This is a genomic window from Pseudomonas putida, from assembly GCF_002025705.1.
Classification (GTDB): domain Bacteria; phylum Pseudomonadota; class Gammaproteobacteria; order Pseudomonadales; family Pseudomonadaceae; genus Aquipseudomonas; species Aquipseudomonas putida_J.
This window is the reverse complement of record NZ_CP018846.1, coordinates 369,667-385,353: the sequence shown is the minus strand read 5'-3', so window position 1 is coordinate 385,353 and position 15,687 is coordinate 369,667. Positions and strand designations below refer to the sequence as shown.

Genomic DNA, 15,687 nt, shown 5'->3' with positions numbered 1-15,687 from the left:
TTCTCACGACTGGTGAGACTTTTATCTGCTGCCTGGTGTTCGCCGTGATGTTTTCAGCGCCTGCCAGATCGAGCGCCGCCCGCGCGGCGCATCGCGGATAAATCCGCTCCTACATCTGTTGCAACGTGGCCATGCCTGTGAGGCCATGGTTGTCAGCCGCCCTGTAGGACTCAAGTCATGTGCCAGGGCTGACAACCATGGCGTTACAGGTTCGGCACGTTGCAACAGATGTAGGAGCGGATTTATCCGCGATGCGCCGCGCGGGCGGCGCTCGATCTACCAGGCGCTGAAACCATCACGTCAAAAACAAAAAAACAAGGGCACCCATCCACTGGTGCCCTTGCCCTTGTTGCAAGGTGAACTCAATCACCCCATCGACCGCGCCCCCACCGTTTGCGCATGGCCCCGCGAGGTCACGATCCCCAGGAAGGAAATCACGATCGCCAGGCCCAAGGTCGAACTCACTTCCGCCCGGTGCTCAGGCGTGTACATCATCACCGCCAGTGCACCGGCGATGAAGATGATCACCGCCCAGGTCAGGTACGGGAACAGCCACATGCGGAACTTCAACTCGGTATTCTCGCGCTCCAGGCGGCGGCGCATGCGCAGCTGGGAGATGGCAATGACCATGTACACCAGCAGCGCGATGGCGCCGGAGCTGGCCAGCAGGAACTCGAAAACGCCTTTGGGTGCGAAGTAGTTGAGGATGGCGATGGCGGCGCCGATCAGGGTGCTACCGAACACGGCGGCACGGGGCACGCCGACCTTGGAGGTCTTGTTGAGGAACGCTGGGGCGTCGCCGCGTTTGGCCAGCGAATACATCATCCGCGAGGCGATGTAGATCGACGAGTTCATGCAGCTGGTCACCGCCACCAGCACCACCAGGTCGACCATGAAGGCGGCGTTAGGGATGTTCATGATTTCCAGCGCGCGCTGGTACGAACCCACCACCGCCAACTGCGGGTCGTTCCACGGCACCACCGAGATGATCACGAAGATCGACAGGATGTAGAAGGTGCTGATCCGCCAGATCACCGAGCGGGTGGCCTTGGCGATGTTGCGTGAAGGGTCGCTGGATTCGGAGGCGGCGATGGTCACGGCCTCGGTGCCGATGAAGCTGAACATCACGGTGATGAACGCACCAATGACTGCAGACCAGCCCTTGGGCGCAAAGCCGCCATGCTCGGCGATCAAGCCGTTCAAACCACTGACCTCACGGTTCGGCAGCCAGCCCATCAGCGCTGCAAAGCCCAAGCCGATGAAGCCGAGAATCGCCGTGACCTTGAGAATGGCGAACCAGAACTCGAACTCGCCGTACTTGGCCACGCTGAACAGGTTGGTGCCCGCCAGCAACAGCACCGAGGCGAGGGCGAAGATCCAGCTAGGGATATCAGGGAACCAGGCGTTGAGCACATGCCCCGCCGCCAGTGCCTCGATGGGAATCACCAGCACCCAGAACCACCAGTACAGCCAACCGATGGTATAGCCGGCCCAGCGGCCGATGGCCTGGTCAGCATAGGTGGAGAACGATCCAGTGTCCGGATGCGCCACGGCCATTTCGCCGAGCATGCGCATGACCAGTACCACCAAGGTCCCGGCCACGAAGTACGAAATAATGGTGGCTGGCCCGGCCGCCGCGATGGCGTGCCCGGAGCCTACGAAAAGTCCTGCGCCGATGATGCCGGCGATGGACAGCATCGTTACATGACGTGGCTTGAAACCTTGTGCAAGGTTGCCATCAGATCCCACGGTGTTCATTGATGTTGTTCTCTTTTTGCTGACACAAGGAAGGACGGGCAGGCGTAGGCGAAAATATCTCCTTTCAAATCAATAAGTCGACATGTTGCTGGCGGTCTGTTGTTGATCTTTGGCACGCGTCACAGAGCAAGATGCCGGTGTGGTTCGGGCTTCATTTAAGCCCCGCAAGGCTGTGGGAAATTACACGAGAACGCCTCGGAACTGTTCGATCACGACAGCGCATTTCCAGAAACGCCAGATGTCGCGAATGGCATATCCGATTACGCCAGCGTGGCATTTGAAGCTTTTGTTTTTCATCTGGATGTGTGTCACCAGGCCCGGCCTCTTCGGCGCCCCGACTTTCCCGCGAAGGCTTGTGACACAAACAAAAAAGCCCCGGTTTCCCGGGGCCTCTGTTGCTCAGGCGTCTGCCTACGCCTGCCCGGTGCGCTCGAAGCGCCTGGCCAGCAACAGGTAAGCGAAGATCCCCAGCACGCCATGGGCGGCCACGAACCAGAGTGCGTTGTGGAACGAACCGGTGCTGGCGACCACGTAGCCGATCACCAGCGGAGTGACGATGCCGGCAATGTTGCCGATACCGTTGAACACGCCACCGCACAGGCCGACCATCTTTTTCGGTGCCACATCCGACAGCACCGCCCAGCCCACCGCCGCCAGGCCCTTGCCGAAGAAGGCCAGGGTCATCAGGGCGATCACTGCCGCGTTGCCATCCACATAGTTGGCCAGCACCAGGCTGGTGGACAGTGCCATGCCGATCACGAATGGCGTCTTGCGTGCCTTGGACGGGTGCACGCCGCGGCGGATCAGGCAGTCCGAAACGAAGCCACCGAGAATGCCGCCAGTGAAGCCGCAGATGGCCGGCAGCGCGGCGACCCAGCCGGCTTCCATGATGGTCATGCCACGGCCCTTGATCAGGTAGATCGGGAACCAGGTGATGAAGAAGTAGGTAAGCGCGGTGATGCAGTACTGGCCCAGGTACACCGCCCACAGGTTGCGGCTGGTGAACAGCTGGGCGATCTCGGCGCGAGTCGGTTTGCTCTTGGCTGTCTTGCGCTCCTGCTCCAGGTCGACCAGGGCACCGCCTTCGCGCATGTAGTCGAGCTCTTCGCGGCTCAGCCCCGGTGCGCTGTGCGGCTCGTGATATAGACGGAACCACGCCACGCTCAGCACCAACCCCAGCACGCCCATCCAGATGAATACCTGCTCCCAGCTCAAGGTGTGGGTCATCCACGCCATCAGCGGGGCGAACACCACCACCGCCATGTACTGCGCCGAGTTGAACAAGGCTGACGCCGTGCCGCGTTCACGGGTGGGGAACCAGCAGCTGACGATACGCGAGTTGGCCGGGAATGCCGGTGACTCCACCAGGCCGAGCATGAAGCGCATGGAGAACAGCGCCACCGCCGCCGATACCCCGGCCAGGCCCAGCCAGCCAACCGTGCCTTGCAGCAGGGTGAACAGTGACCAGAGGATCAGGCTGATGCCATAGACCCGGCGCGCACCGAACCGGTCGAGCAGCCAGCCTCCGGGGACCTGGCCCAGGGCGTAGGCCCAGGCGAAGGCCGAGAAGATCATGCCCAGCATCACCGGGTCGAGGCCCAGGTCTTTCAATACCTCGGTGCCGGTGATCGACAAGGTGGCGCGGTCGGCGTAGTTGATGACGGTGATGACGAAGATCAGCGCCAGGACCAGGAAGCGATGGCGACCGACCCCGGCCACGGCCTGCGATGCGGCAACGGCGGATTTGCTGTTCATGTGGACCCTCTTGCTTCTCGGTGGAAGCGATTGTTCTTGTGCGGAGAAGGTGTGGCCCTTTGGGCCTTGTGCTGCCTGTGCCGGCCTCTTCGCGGCTAAAGCCGCTCCTACACAGACGGTGGTGTACCTGTAGGAGCGGCTTTAGCCGCGAAGAGGCTCTAAAGGTCGATCACCCGGTTCGGCGGCGCCTCACCCCTGAAACAGGCCTCAAGGTTGCTCAGCACCATGCGCCCCATTTCCAGCCGGGTCTGCAGCGTGGCGCTGCCGCGATGGGGTTGCAGGCTGACCTGATTGAGGTCACGCAGTGCCGGCGGCACATACGGCTCATCGACGAACACATCCAGCCCTGCCCCGGCGATACGCTGCTCACGCAGCGCCTCGACCAGCGCGTCTTCATCGACCAACTTGCCGCGCGCCACATTCACCAGATACCCCTGCGGCCCCAGTGCATCGAGCACCTCTGCCGTCACCAGTACCTGCCCGCCATCGGCAGAGGCCGCCACCACCAGCACATCCACCGACCGCGCCAGCTCGACCAGATCAGCCTCATAGCGGTAACCGGTCCCTGGCTGCTCGCGCCGCCCGTTGTAGGCAATGCGCATATCGAATGCAGCGGCGCGCCGGGCGATGGCCTTGCCGACCTCACCCAGGCCGACGATGCCCAGTTCGATGCCGCTGACCTTGCGCGCCAAGGGCAGGTTGACCGTACCCCACAAACCGTCGCGCACCAGCCGCTCACCCTCGCCCAGGCGGCGCAAGGCGCTGATGATCAGGCCCATGGCCAGGTCGGCCACGTCGGCGGTAAGCACACCCGGCGTGGTGGTGACGTGGATACCGCGGCTGGCCGCGTGGCGCAGGTCCACGGCGTCGGTGCCGATACCACTGATGGCAATGATTTCGAGGGCCGGCAGCTGGTCCATCAGTGCGTTCGACAGGCCCTTGGCGCCACCTGTGACCACGCCGCGAATACGCGGGCCGACCTCGGCGAGCAGCTGTTGCGGGTGGTCATGCTGATACAGGCGATGCACCTGATAGGCGCTCACCAGCTGGGCATCGATGGCCTCTGGGACGGGCTGAGTCAACAGCACGTCGATGGGATTGTTGTTCATCCTGGGCATCCGGCAGTTCGAAGACATGACTCGATGCTAGGCCCACATTTGATACAGGTCTAATATAGATAGTGGATCGAATAATTCAGGAATTGAATCATGGAGCTGCATCAGTTGCGCTGCTTCGTCGCCGTCGCCGAAGAGCTGCATTTCGGCCGCGCCGCCACCCGCCTGCACATGACCCAGCCGCCGCTGAGCCGTCAGATCCAGCTGCTGGAACACTCCCTCGGGGTGCTGTTGCTGGAGCGCAACAACCGCCAGGCACGCCTGACCCTGGCCGGGCAAAGCTTTCTTGAAGATGCCCGGCGTATCCTGCAAGTTGCCGAATCGGCCAGCCAGTCGGCACGGCGTATCGCCCATGGCGAAGCGGGCCGCCTGACCCTGGGCTTCACCGCTGTCGGCGCCTACAGCATGATCCCGCGCTTGCTGGTGCACGCCGGGCAGACCTTGCCAGACATCGAGCTGGTGCTCAGCGAACGCGTGTCCTCCACCCAGGTGCATGACCTGGAGGCCGGCCTGATCGATGTCGGCCTGGTGCGCCAGGTGCTGCCCAGTGCGCGCGTGGAATACCTGCCGGTCCACCGCGAAGCGTTCGTCGCCGCCCTGCCCGCCGGGCATGCGCTGGCAGCGCGCGAGCGGCTCAGGCCCAGCGATTTCGATGGGCAGCCGTTCGTGATGTACAGCGCTAACGAAGGGCGCTATTTCCATGACCGCATTGCCAATCTGTTTGCCCGGCATGGGGTGCAGCCGCGGTATCTGCATCAGCTGGGGCAGACGCATTCGATCCTGGGCCTGGTCAATGTCGGGCTGGGTTGCGCGGTGGTGCCGGCTTCGGCGCAGGCATTGCGCCTGGAGCAGGTGGTGTTCAAGCCGTTGGTGGGGATGGAGCAGCAGGCGGAGATCTTTCTGGCGTTCTGCCGGGATAACCCGAACCCGGTGCTCGGGGGTTTTGTGGAGATGGCGCGGGCATTCTTCGAGCCTGAATAACCCGAGCTGCACTGCTTTTTGTAGGAGCGGCCTTGCCGGGGCGCCGGACCGGTCGGAAAGGGCTGCGAAGCAGCCCCAGCAATTCATGCATCTGCGCTGACATCCTGAGGCTGCTTTGCAGCCCTTTCGCGACACGAGGCCGCTCCTACAAGTGCTGACAAGCTATGCCTTAACGCACCAGGCAAGGTCGCTTGTTGTCGAAGCTCCAGCCCGGAATCAGGAACTGCATCGCCACGCTGTCATCCCGCGCCCCCAGCCCCATGTTGCGGTAGCACTCATGGGCCTTGGCCAGCTGGTCTTCATCCAGTTCCACCCCCAGCCCCGGCCGCGCCGGCACCCGCACATGGCCATTGACGATGCGCAGCGGCTCACGGGTCAGGCGCTGGCCGTCCTGCCAGATCCAGTGGGTATCGATAGCCGTGATTTCACCGGGCGCCGCAGCTGCCACCTGGGTGAACATCGCCAGCGAGATGTCGAAGTGGTTGTTCGAATGCGAGCCCCAGGTCAGGCCCCAGTCGTTGCACATCTGCGCCACCCGCACCGAACCCTGCAAGGTCCAGAAGTGCGGGTCGGCCAAGGGGATGTCCACCGACTGCAGCTGGATCGCATGGCCCATCTGCCGCCAGTCGGTGGCGATCATGTTGGTGGCCGTCGGCAAGCCGGTGGCTCGGCGGAACTCGGCCATCACTTCACGCCCCGAGTAGCCGTTCTCGGCACCGCACGGGTCTTCGGCATAAGCCAGCACATCGTGCTTGTCGCGGCACAGGGCGATGGCTTCCTTCAGCGACCAGGCGCCGTTCGGGTCGAGGGTAATGCGCGCTTCGGGGAAGCGCTCGGCCAGGGCCGTCACCGCTTCCATTTCCTCCTCGCCACGCAGCACGCCGCCCTTGAGCTTGAAATCGCTGAAGCCGTAGCGCTGCTTGGCGGCTTCGGCCAGACGCACGACGGCTTCCGGGGTCAGGGCCTTTTCGTGGCGCAGGCGGAACCAGTCGTCATCGGCATCGGCTTCGTTGCGGTAGGCCAGGTCGGTCTGCTGGCGGTCACCGATGTAGAACAGGTAACCCAGCATCTTCACCGCCTCGCGTTGCTGGCCCTCACCCAGCAGTGCCGCCATCGGTACGTTGAGGTGTTGGCCGAGCAGGTCGAGCAGCGCCGCCTCGATGGCCGTCACCGCATGCACGGTGATGCGCAGGTCGAAAGTCTGCAGGCCGCGGCCGGCGGAGTCGCGGTTGGCGAAGGTCTGGCGCATGGCGTTGAGCACGCGCTGGTAGTGGCCGATCGGTTGGCCGACCACCAGGCTGCGGGCGTCCTCCAGGGTCTGGCGGATCTTCTCGCCACCGGGCACTTCGCCAAGGCCGGTGTTGCCGGCACTGTCGCGTAGCACCACGACGTTGCGGGTGAAGTACGGGCCGTGGGCGCCACTGAGGTTGAGCAGCATGCTGTCGTGGCCCGCCACGGGGATCACGCGCAGTTCGGTGACCACGGGGGTGCTGGTGTGAACGGCGGGATTGGTCTGCATATTCATGGTTGTTGTCTCGCAGTCATCAGTGGGTCTGGCCCAAGGCCGAAGGCGCCTTGAGGTCGTCAGAAGGGGCGCCCTTCGGGCGAATGCGTACGAAGAAGATGGCGATGGCCGCCAGCACCGAGGTCACGGCCAGGCCATATAGCCCGCCCTGGATCGACCCGGTCTGCTGCTCGAGCAGGCCGAAGGTGGTGGGGGCGACGAAGCCGCCGAGGTTGCCGACCGAGTTGATCAAGGCGATCACTGCCGCCGCGATGCGGGCGTCCAGGTAGCCCTGCGGGATCGGCCAGAACAGCGACGAGGCCGACTTGAAACCGATGGCGGCGAAGCACACCGCGACAAAGGCGAACACCGGGCCGCCGGTGGTGGACATGAACATGCCGATGGCAGCGACCACCAGGGCACCGGCCACCCAGGCCTGCTGGAACTTCCAGCGCGTGGAACCGGCGGCGAAGGCATACATGGCAATGATCGAGATCAGCCATGGGATCGAGTTGAAGAAGCCGACCTGCAAGTCGCTGAGGTCGCCCATGCGTTTGATGATGCTCGGCAGCCAGAAGGTGGCGGCGTAGATAGTCAGCTGGATGCAGAAGTAGATCAGGCAGAACAGCACGATCTGGCGGTCCTTGAGCAGGCTCCAGGCCGAAGGCTTCACCGCGCCGACGGCTTCGCGCTCACGCTGCTCACGGTCGATGGTGGCGACCAGCGCGTCCTGTTCGGCCTGGCTCAGCCATTTGGCATCCTGCGGCTTGGAGTCGAGCCAGAAGAACACGAAGAAGCACAGGGTCACCGAGGCCATGCCTTCGATGAACAGCATCCACTGCCAGCCATGCAGGCCCAGGCCCTGGATCTGCATCAGCGCGCCGGCCAGCGGCCCGGAAATCAACGACGCCAAGGCGGACCCGCTGAGGAAGATGGCGATCGCCTTGCCGCGCTCGGCGGCCGGCAACCAGCGGGTGAAGTAATAGATCACCCCTGGGAAGAAGCCGGCCTCGGCAACACCCAGCAGAAAGCGCAGCACGTAGAACTGGGTCTCGTTCTGCACGAAGGCCATGGCGGTGGCCACCAGGCCCCAGGTGAACATGATGCGGGTCAGCCACAGCCGCGCACCGACCCTTTGCAACAGCATGTTCGAGGGCACTTCGAACAACGCGTAGCCAATGAAGAACAGCCCGGCGCCGAAGCCAAAGGCGGCGGCACTGATGCCCAGGTCGCTTTCCAGGTGTGGGCGGACGAAGCCGATGTTGACGCGGTCGAGGTAGTTGACGATGAACATGATGACGAACAGCGGCAGGACGTGGCGCTTGACCTTGGCCACGGCACTGGCCAACGCGTCGCCTTCATTCCGGGCAGACGGAGCGAGGGTGTCGTTCACTTGTGGATCTCCCACTAATTGTTTTTGTGCGGGTCGAAGTTGTCTGACATGACAGTGGAACGGAGCATATGCGCAGCAAGGTTGTACGACAAGACGGCAAATGTCGCCTAAACAGCAAAATACAAGCTGATAAATGGCAGTATTGTATCGATCATGATGCAAACGCGTTTAACAGCCCTATACCGTGCAAAGAAAAAACAGGCAAAAAATATTTTTGATGATTAACTTGTCGTACAAGTAGCCCTGACCCGGAAACCTCATGAATACTTCCCCAGCCAAACGCAGCCACAGCCGCGCCCACGACCTGGTGTCGAGCCTGACTCAGCAGATTCTGCTGGGCACCTTCAAGCCGGGTGACAAGCTGCCGTCGGAGAACACTTTGGTGCGCGAGCATGGCGTCAGCCGCACCGTGGTCCGCGAAGCGCTGTCGAAGTTGCAGGCCTCAGGCCTGGTTGAACCGCGCCATGGCATTGGCACGTTCGTGATGGAGCGCCAGGGCCAGGCGGGTTTGCGCGTGGGGGCAGAGAACGCCGCGAGTGTGCGTGACCTGCTGGAGCTGCGCATCGGCCTGGAAGGCCAGGCGGCCGCCCTCGCCGCCGTGCGCCGCAGTGACGAGCACCTGGCACGCATGCGCAAGGCGCTGGATGACTATCAGGACCTGGCGGCGGCCGGGGACAGCTGCATCGAGGCGGACCGGCGCTTTCACCTGCTGATCGCCGAGGCTACCGGCAACCTGTATTTCAGCGAGATGATGGCGCAGCTGGGCAATGGCCTGATCCCGCGTAACCGCATGGCCCTGGCCGAACGCGCCGGGGCCAGGCTGGCGCGGCATGCGTACCTGGCCAACCTTGAGCATGAGGCGATCCTCAATGCCATCCGCCGGCAGGACCCGGATGCGGCTCGGGCGGCGATCTGCCTGCACCTGTCCAACAGCCGGGATCGTTTGCTGCCGGACTGAAAACTGACAGGTATTGCGCATTTCCTTGTGGGAGCGGCCTTGTGTCGCGAAAGGGGCGCGCAGCGGCCCCAAAATCTTCGCCCCAGCACAAATTGCCGGGGCTGCTGTGCAGCCCTTTCGCGACACAAGGCCGCTCCCACACATGACCGTTTCCGCCTGAAAAATCAGGCCAGCGCGCGATCAACAAGCACCTGCAGGCGCCCTTGCGAACAGCACTCGACCCGCGCCTCGACGCCATACACCTCAGCCAGCAACTCAGGCTGCAACACCTCCTGCGGCGCCCCGCACGCCACCACCCTGCCCTCGCGCAACACCACCAGCCAATCGGCATGGCTGGCCGCCAGGTTGATGTCATGCAACACCGCCACCGCCAGCAACCGGTGCGCCACCACCCGCTCGCGCACCGCGCCCATCACCCGTAACTGGTAATGCAGGTCCAGCGCACTGGTCGGCTCATCGAGCAATAGCACCTGCGGGTTGCGCGCCAGCAATTGCGCCAGCGCCACCAGCTGCCGCTGGCCACCTGAAAGGCTGTCGAGCGAGCGCTCGGCCAGCGCCTCGATACCCAACTGGCGCAATGCCTCGTAAGCGTTGCCAAGCAGGTCATCCGCACCGCTCACGCGCAACGCCGCAACAATGCTTTCCAGTACCCCAAGGGCAATCCCGGGTGGCAGTTGCTGCGGCATGTAGGCCAGCCGCCGCGAGCGCTCGGCAAAGCTCAGCCGGGTCACGTCCTGGCCATCCAGGCTCAAGCCGCCCTTCATCCGCTCCAGACCCGCCAGCGCCCGCAGCAAGGTCGACTTGCCCGCACCATTGGGCCCGACCAGCGCCACCAGGCTGCCGGCCGGCAGCTCTGGCAAGCTCACCCCATGCAGGATCTGCCGCGCGCCATAGGCGACCGCCACTTCATCGATCAGCAGGCTCACAGTTTTCTCCCCCGGCGGAACACCAACAGCACGAACACCGGCACACCGACCAGCGCCGTGACGATGCCCACCGGCACGATCACCCCGGGCAAGATCAGTTTGCTGGCAAGTGACGACAACGACAGCATCAGCGCCCCCACCAGCGCACTGGCCGGCAGCAGAAAGCGTTGGTCCTCGCCCACCAGCAAGCGGGCGATATGCGGCCCGACCAGGCCGACGAAACCGATGGTGCCGACAAACGCCACCGCCGTGGCTGACAGCAGGCTGATGCGCAGCAGCGAGGCAAAGCGCAAGCGCCGGGTATCCACGCCAAAACTGCGCGCACGGTCCTCGCCCATGCGCAACAGGGTCATGGCCGGCGCTGCGCGCAGCGAGAACGGCAACAGCAGCGCCAGCACCAGGGCGAGGATGCCGAGCTTCTGCCAGTCGGCCCGGGCCAGGCTGCCCAGGGTCCAGAACACCAGTTGCTGCAACACGTCCTCGGTGGCCAGCAGCTGCAGCAGCGAGACCAGCGCATTGCAGCTGAACACCAGGGCGATGCCGAACAGCACCAGGCTCTCCACCCCCGCGCCGCGCAGGCGTGACATGGCCTGCAGCAGCACCACCGACAGGCAGGCGAAGACAAAAGCGAGCACCGTCACCTGCGCGCTTGGCGCCAGCCAGGCGATACCCAGTGGATAGGCAATCGCCAGCGATGCACCGAGCGCCGCCGATGACGACACGCCCAAGGTAAAAGGGCTGGCCAGTGGGTTGTCGAGGATCGCCTGCATTTCGGCGCCAGCCAGGGCCAATGCAGCCCCCACCAGCACTGCCATCAGCGAGTACGGCAGGCGCACGTTCCAGATGATCACCCGCTCGGTGGCGCTCAGCGTCGCCGGGTCGAAGATGCCGTGCAGCAGTTGCCCCAGGCCCATGCCCGAGGCACCGCTGGCCAGGTCGCCGAGCACCGACAGTAGCAGCAACAGCGCCAGCGCCAACACCAGCGCTGCTCGCCGCCACAGCAGGCGGCGGTAATGCCAGGCCGCGAGTGCCGCGCCCTGCTGAGCCAGCGCGGTCACTTGGCGTCGACCCAGTACTGGCCGTCCAGGCCTACCTTCAGCAGCCGGTTGATTTCGCCCATGGTGGCCTGCGGGTCGACATCCTGGAAGCGCTCGGGATGCACCCAGCGGGCCATGGCTTCGACCGCGAGGATGTTGAATGGCGAGTTGTAGAAGTCATGCCACAGGCCATGGGCCTGCCCGGCCTGGATCGGCCGCAGCGGTGCGAACTCGGGGCGGGCGGTGATCTTCGCCAGGCTCTGGCGTGCAGCCTCGGTGGAAACACCCGCGCCCAGCAAAACGCCCGGTGCACGGTTGCCGGTGGCGATGTACACGTCAGGGTCGGCCTGCAACACGTATTCGACACTGACGTCGCCCAGCGCGCCCGGCACTACGTCGGCACCGATGTTGTGCCCGCCGACCGCCTCGACCACGCTGCCCAGGCCGCTCTTGCCAGTGGTGTGCCCCGGCGCCTGCCATACACCCGCCAGCAGTTCGAGAAACACCTTCGGCCGCTCGCTGGCCTTGAGCGCCGCCACGCTGTCGGTGATGTGCTTGAGGTGGCGATCGTACAGGCTCAGGTATTCCTGCGCCTGCTGTTCACGCCCAAGCAAGGTGCCCAGCGCCTGCATGCTGACCCGCGTGTTACGGATCGGGTACACGCGGAAGTCGATGAACAGTACCGGTACGCCGGCTTTCTCCAGCAAGTCGGCCACCGGGCTGTGCTGGGTCGGGCCTTCGCCAGCGATGCTAAAGATCGCCAGGTCCGGCTTGAGCGCGAGAATCTGCTCGGCACTGACGCTCTGCTCGGAGGCCTGGCCGATCAATGGCAGCTTGGCCATCTGCGGGTACAGCTTGGCGTAGACCTCGTAGGTGTGAGGGTCGAGCAGGCGCATGTCGTTCTGCCAGCCGACCACCCGCTGGAACGGGTTGTCGCGGTCGAGCAGCGCCAAGGCGAAGAACAGCCGCCCTTCGCCCAGCACAATGCGCTGCGGCGCGTGGTCGACTTCGACCTTGCGCCCGAGCACGTCGGTCACTTCCACGGCGCTGGCGTTGCAGGCGATGCCCAAACAGGCGCCGAGCACCAGCAGCAAAGGCAGCAGACGCCGCCAGGATCGTTGACGATTCATTGCAAGATTCCCATGGTCAGGTATCGCCCCAGCGACGGAGCAGGTTGTGATAGACCCCGGTCAACTCGAGCAACGAACCCGTGTCGGCCCCTTGGGCGGTGAGGCGCTGAATGGCCACGTCCATGTCCAGCAACAGGCTGCGCTGGCTGTCTTCGCGTACCAGGCTCTCGACCCAGAAGAACGCGGCCAGGCGCTCGCCACGGGTCACTGGCTGCACCCGGTGCAAGCTGCTGCCCGGATACAGCACCAGGTGGCCAGCCGGCAGCTTGACCTGGCGCTCGCCAAAGGTGTCGCGGATCACCAGCTCGCACCGTCGTAGCTGTCGGGCTCGGTGAGGAACAAGGTCGCCGACAGGTCGGTGCGCACCCGTTCGCGCACGCCCTTGATGCCGCGGATGGCGTTGTCGATGTGAAAGCCAAAACCCTCGCCCTCGCCATAGCGGTTGAACAGCGGCGGGTAAATGCGCTTGGGCAAGGCGGCAGACATGAACAGCGGGTTGTCCGACAGCCGCTGCAAGATCAGCCCGCCGAGCTGGCGGGCGACCGGGTCGTCCTCGTCCAGCTGGCGATTGTGCTTGGCCTGGGCCGACTGCACGCCGGCAGTGGCCTTGCCGTCGACCCAGGGTTGCGCCAGCAATTGCCGGCGCAGGGCATCCAGTTCATCGGCACTGAACAGCCGGTCGATTTCCACCAGCATCAGAAGCTGTAGTCCACGCTGGCGGTCAGGGTGCGCCCGGCCCCCGGAATGCCGTACAGCTGGAAGCCATCGAGGGATGCGCCGACACGGCTGTAGTAGAACTTGTTGAACAGGTTGGAAACGTTGAGGTTGACCGTGGTCTGGCTGTCGACCTTGTAGCGCGCGGCCAGGCTGTGCAGCCAGTAAGACGGCGCCTTTTCGTGGTCACGGGTGTAGATCGTGTAGACCCCGGCCGAGCCGTTGGCATAGCTGCTGTTGTTGTTCAGGCCACCGACGTATTTGTTGTCGCTGTAGCGGCGTCGGCCCACATAGTCGGCGCCGTAACTGACGCTGAGCTGGTCGGTGAGGTCGTAGGTGGTCCACAGGTTGGCGGTCAGGTCGGGAACGTTCTTGGCCTCCTCGCCCTTGTTGTCGCCCTTGGTCTGGCGGCTCTTCATTGCCGCGAAACCGGCGTAGGCCGACCAACGCTCGGTAAGCTGGCCCTGCAGGCCCAGTTCGATGCCGTCCACCCGCTTGGCCGGCAATGAACGCACCGGCGCGCTTTCGCCTTCGGTGTATTCCCAGCTGTCTTCCAGCTCGGTGCGGAACAGCGCGGCGGTGAGGTTCACGCGCTCGTCGAACAGCTCCCACTTGGTGCCCAGCTCGTAGGTTTTTGACACCGCCGGTTTGTAGTCTTCGGTGCTGGCCGCGCCGTAGATCTGGTTGTTGGTGCTGGCGCCCACTGCCGACGGTTGCGCCGCCTGGCTGTAGGACACGTAGATGCTGCCATTGGGCAGCGGCTTGTAGACCAGGCCGAGGCGGCCGCCAAAGGCATCGTCACGGGTACTGCTGCTGCCAGTCGAACGATCGGTGTCGACCTGCCAGTGGTCGTAGCGCAGGGCCGTAAGCAGTTGCCATTGCGGGCTCAGGGTCATGGTGTCGGACACGTACAGCGCGGCATCCTTGACCACGCTGCGCGGGTCGCCGTAGCCCTTGTCGGTGCTGGTGGAAGCGAAATGGTGCGACGGGTCGGACAGGTCGAAGAACATGTCGCCGGCCGGCACGTCCAGGGTCTTGTGCAAGCCGCCATAGGTCTCGCGGTACAGCTCGATGCCGGTCACCGCCTCGTGGTGGATGCCACCGGTGTCGAGGTTGAAACGCAGGTCGGTCTGGTTGTCGATGATCTCGTAGCGCTTGGACTGGCCGAAATCACTGCCGCGCAGGTAGCCGTAACCGCTGCTGCTGTTGGCGTAGTCGGTGTAGGCGTTGATGCCGTTGATCGAGCTCAGCCCGCCGACGCCGACATAGCCCAGGCTGGCGCAGCGGGTGCCGGTGCAGGTCTTGTTGCCATCGGCGTCGGCCGCGATGAAGCGCGCCGGCGACAGCACCGCCCAGTTGTCAGTCTGCTGCCAGCGCAGCTGGTTGCGCAGGGTCAGGTCGTCGCTGAAGTCGTGCTCGAACAGGCCGGTCAGCGAGCGGGTTTCGCTGCGCTGGGTGTAAAGGCTGGAATCGCCATACCAGGCGTCGCGGGACACCCCGGGCATGCGCTTGCCGTTGGTGCCGCGCTGGATCGGCACGCCACCGTCGGGGGTGTTCTTGTCTTTCTGGTAGAAGGCGTCGAGCCACAGCCGGGTGTCGGTGCCCAGGCCAAAGCCGAACGACGTGGCGAAGCCCCAGCGGTCGTAGTCCACCTCGTCGCGCTCGGCCACGGCGTTGTAGTGCTTCATCAGGTTGATGCGCACGGCGGTGGTGTCGTTGAGCTGGCGGTTGATGTCGGCGGTCAGGCGCTTGTAGTTGTCGGTGCCGATACCGGCCGAGAGCTTGCCGGCATCGCCCAGGTGCGCACGCTTGCTGACCAGGTTGACGCTGCCGCCGACGGCGGACACGCCCGACTCCACCGAGCCCGTGCCCTTGTATACCTCGGCCTGTTCCAGGTTGAAGGTGTCGTTGCGGCTGGCCATGCCGGCGTCGCGCACACCGTCGACGGTCATGCTCTGCTCGGCGGCGAAGCCACGGATGGAGAACAGGTCGCCCCAGCCCAGGTTGCCCTCGCCAGACATGAACGTGATGCCCGGCACATTGCGCAGCACGTCCTGCAGGCTCTGGGCGTTCTGCTCATCGAGCACGGCGCGTGGCACTACACTGATGCTCTGTGGTGCGTCCAGCAGCGGCGTGGTGATCTTGCTCGAGGTCACGCTGTCGACCTTGTAGCGGTCCTGTTTACCGTTCACCTGGGTCGCGGGCAGGTCGAGGGCCTGGTTGTCGGCAAAAGCAGAAGCTGCGCAGGCACCGATCACCAGGCCGAAGGCCGGCGCGAGGGTCGCAGGCAGCCGCTGAAGGGACGCGAGGGGCATGTGAATTCCTTAAAGAAAATCAGTCTCATTTGTGTTGCGGAATTCTAATGATGGCCAGCAGCCCGCTTGTGTCCGCAAATGTATTGCCGTGCAGGCCGTCG

The 15,687-nt window shown here is 64.2% G+C and carries 11 protein-coding genes and 1 pseudogene; 2 read left to right on the top strand and 10 right to left on the bottom strand.

Annotated features, from left to right (window positions below; all coding sequences use genetic code 11):
* Positions 1 to 366 precede the first annotated feature (366 nt).
* From gabP to BUQ73_RS01840, 3 genes are all read right to left on the bottom strand, one after another.
* On the bottom strand, positions 367 to 1,758 hold the full coding sequence (gene gabP, locus BUQ73_RS01850) for a GABA permease (RefSeq protein WP_079226447.1): 1,392 nt from the start codon (positions 1,756 to 1,758) through the stop codon (positions 367 to 369).
* 411 nt (positions 1,759 to 2,169) lie between these two features.
* Positions 2,170 to 3,513 (bottom strand): MFS transporter, encoded by a 1,344-nt coding sequence (locus BUQ73_RS01845; protein WP_079226446.1) that lies wholly within the window; start codon positions 3,511 to 3,513, stop codon positions 2,170 to 2,172.
* A gap of 158 nt (positions 3,514 to 3,671) precedes the next feature.
* Positions 3,672 to 4,622 carry a 2-hydroxyacid dehydrogenase gene (locus tag BUQ73_RS01840; RefSeq protein WP_079226445.1) on the bottom strand — a complete coding sequence of 317 codons (951 nt, stop codon included), beginning with the start codon at positions 4,620 to 4,622 and terminating at the stop codon, positions 3,672 to 3,674.
* Between the two features lie 99 nt (positions 4,623 to 4,721).
* On the opposite strand from BUQ73_RS01840, the gene BUQ73_RS01835 reads away from it, so the two are divergent.
* Positions 4,722 to 5,609, top strand: a complete 888-nt coding sequence (locus tag BUQ73_RS01835; RefSeq protein WP_079226444.1) for a LysR substrate-binding domain-containing protein — start codon at positions 4,722 to 4,724, stop codon at positions 5,607 to 5,609.
* Positions 5,610 to 5,778: 169 nt separating this feature from the next.
* On the opposite strand, the gene gudD is transcribed toward BUQ73_RS01835, so the two are convergent.
* A complete protein-coding gene (gudD, locus tag BUQ73_RS01830) occupies positions 5,779 to 7,134 on the bottom strand; it encodes a glucarate dehydratase (protein WP_079226443.1) in 1,356 nt (451 codons plus the stop codon).
* Between the two features lie 19 nt (positions 7,135 to 7,153).
* Positions 7,154 to 8,506, bottom strand: a complete 1,353-nt coding sequence (locus BUQ73_RS01825) for an MFS transporter (protein ID WP_079226442.1) — start codon at positions 8,504 to 8,506, stop codon at positions 7,154 to 7,156.
* Between the two features lie 259 nt (positions 8,507 to 8,765).
* Here BUQ73_RS01825 and BUQ73_RS01820 point away from each other — a divergent pair, with 259 nt between their 5' ends.
* The gene (locus BUQ73_RS01820) at positions 8,766 to 9,464 is read left to right on the top strand and encodes a FadR/GntR family transcriptional regulator (protein WP_079226441.1); all 699 of its coding nucleotides are present in this window, start codon (positions 8,766 to 8,768) and stop codon (positions 9,462 to 9,464) included.
* Positions 9,465 to 9,628: 164 nt separating this feature from the next.
* Here the strand turns inward: BUQ73_RS01820 and BUQ73_RS01815 are convergent, their stop codons facing one another.
* The 5 genes and pseudogenes from BUQ73_RS01815 to BUQ73_RS01795 form a co-directional block, all read right to left on the bottom strand.
* The gene (locus BUQ73_RS01815) at positions 9,629 to 10,390 is read right to left on the bottom strand and encodes an ABC transporter ATP-binding protein (protein ID WP_079226440.1); all 762 of its coding nucleotides are present in this window, start codon (positions 10,388 to 10,390) and stop codon (positions 9,629 to 9,631) included.
* Entirely contained in the window at positions 10,387 to 11,448 is a 1,062-nt protein-coding gene (locus BUQ73_RS01810; RefSeq protein WP_202818629.1) for a FecCD family ABC transporter permease, read from the bottom strand. Before BUQ73_RS01810 ends, BUQ73_RS01815 begins: the two co-directional genes overlap by 4 nt.
* Positions 11,445 to 12,557, bottom strand: coding sequence for an ABC transporter substrate-binding protein (locus BUQ73_RS01805; RefSeq protein WP_079226438.1), 1,113 nt, complete (start codon positions 12,555 to 12,557; stop codon positions 11,445 to 11,447). The genes BUQ73_RS01810 and BUQ73_RS01805 overlap by 4 nt, the downstream gene beginning before the upstream one ends.
* A gap of 16 nt (positions 12,558 to 12,573) precedes the next feature.
* Positions 12,574 to 13,253 (bottom strand): annotated as a pseudogene (locus BUQ73_RS01800) (Fe2+-dependent dioxygenase).
* On the bottom strand, positions 13,253 to 15,586 hold the full coding sequence (locus tag BUQ73_RS01795; RefSeq protein WP_079226437.1) for a TonB-dependent receptor: 2,334 nt from the start codon (positions 15,584 to 15,586) through the stop codon (positions 13,253 to 13,255). The pseudogene BUQ73_RS01800 and the gene BUQ73_RS01795 overlap by 1 nt, the downstream one beginning before the upstream one ends.
* Positions 15,587 to 15,687: the final 101 nt, after the last annotated feature.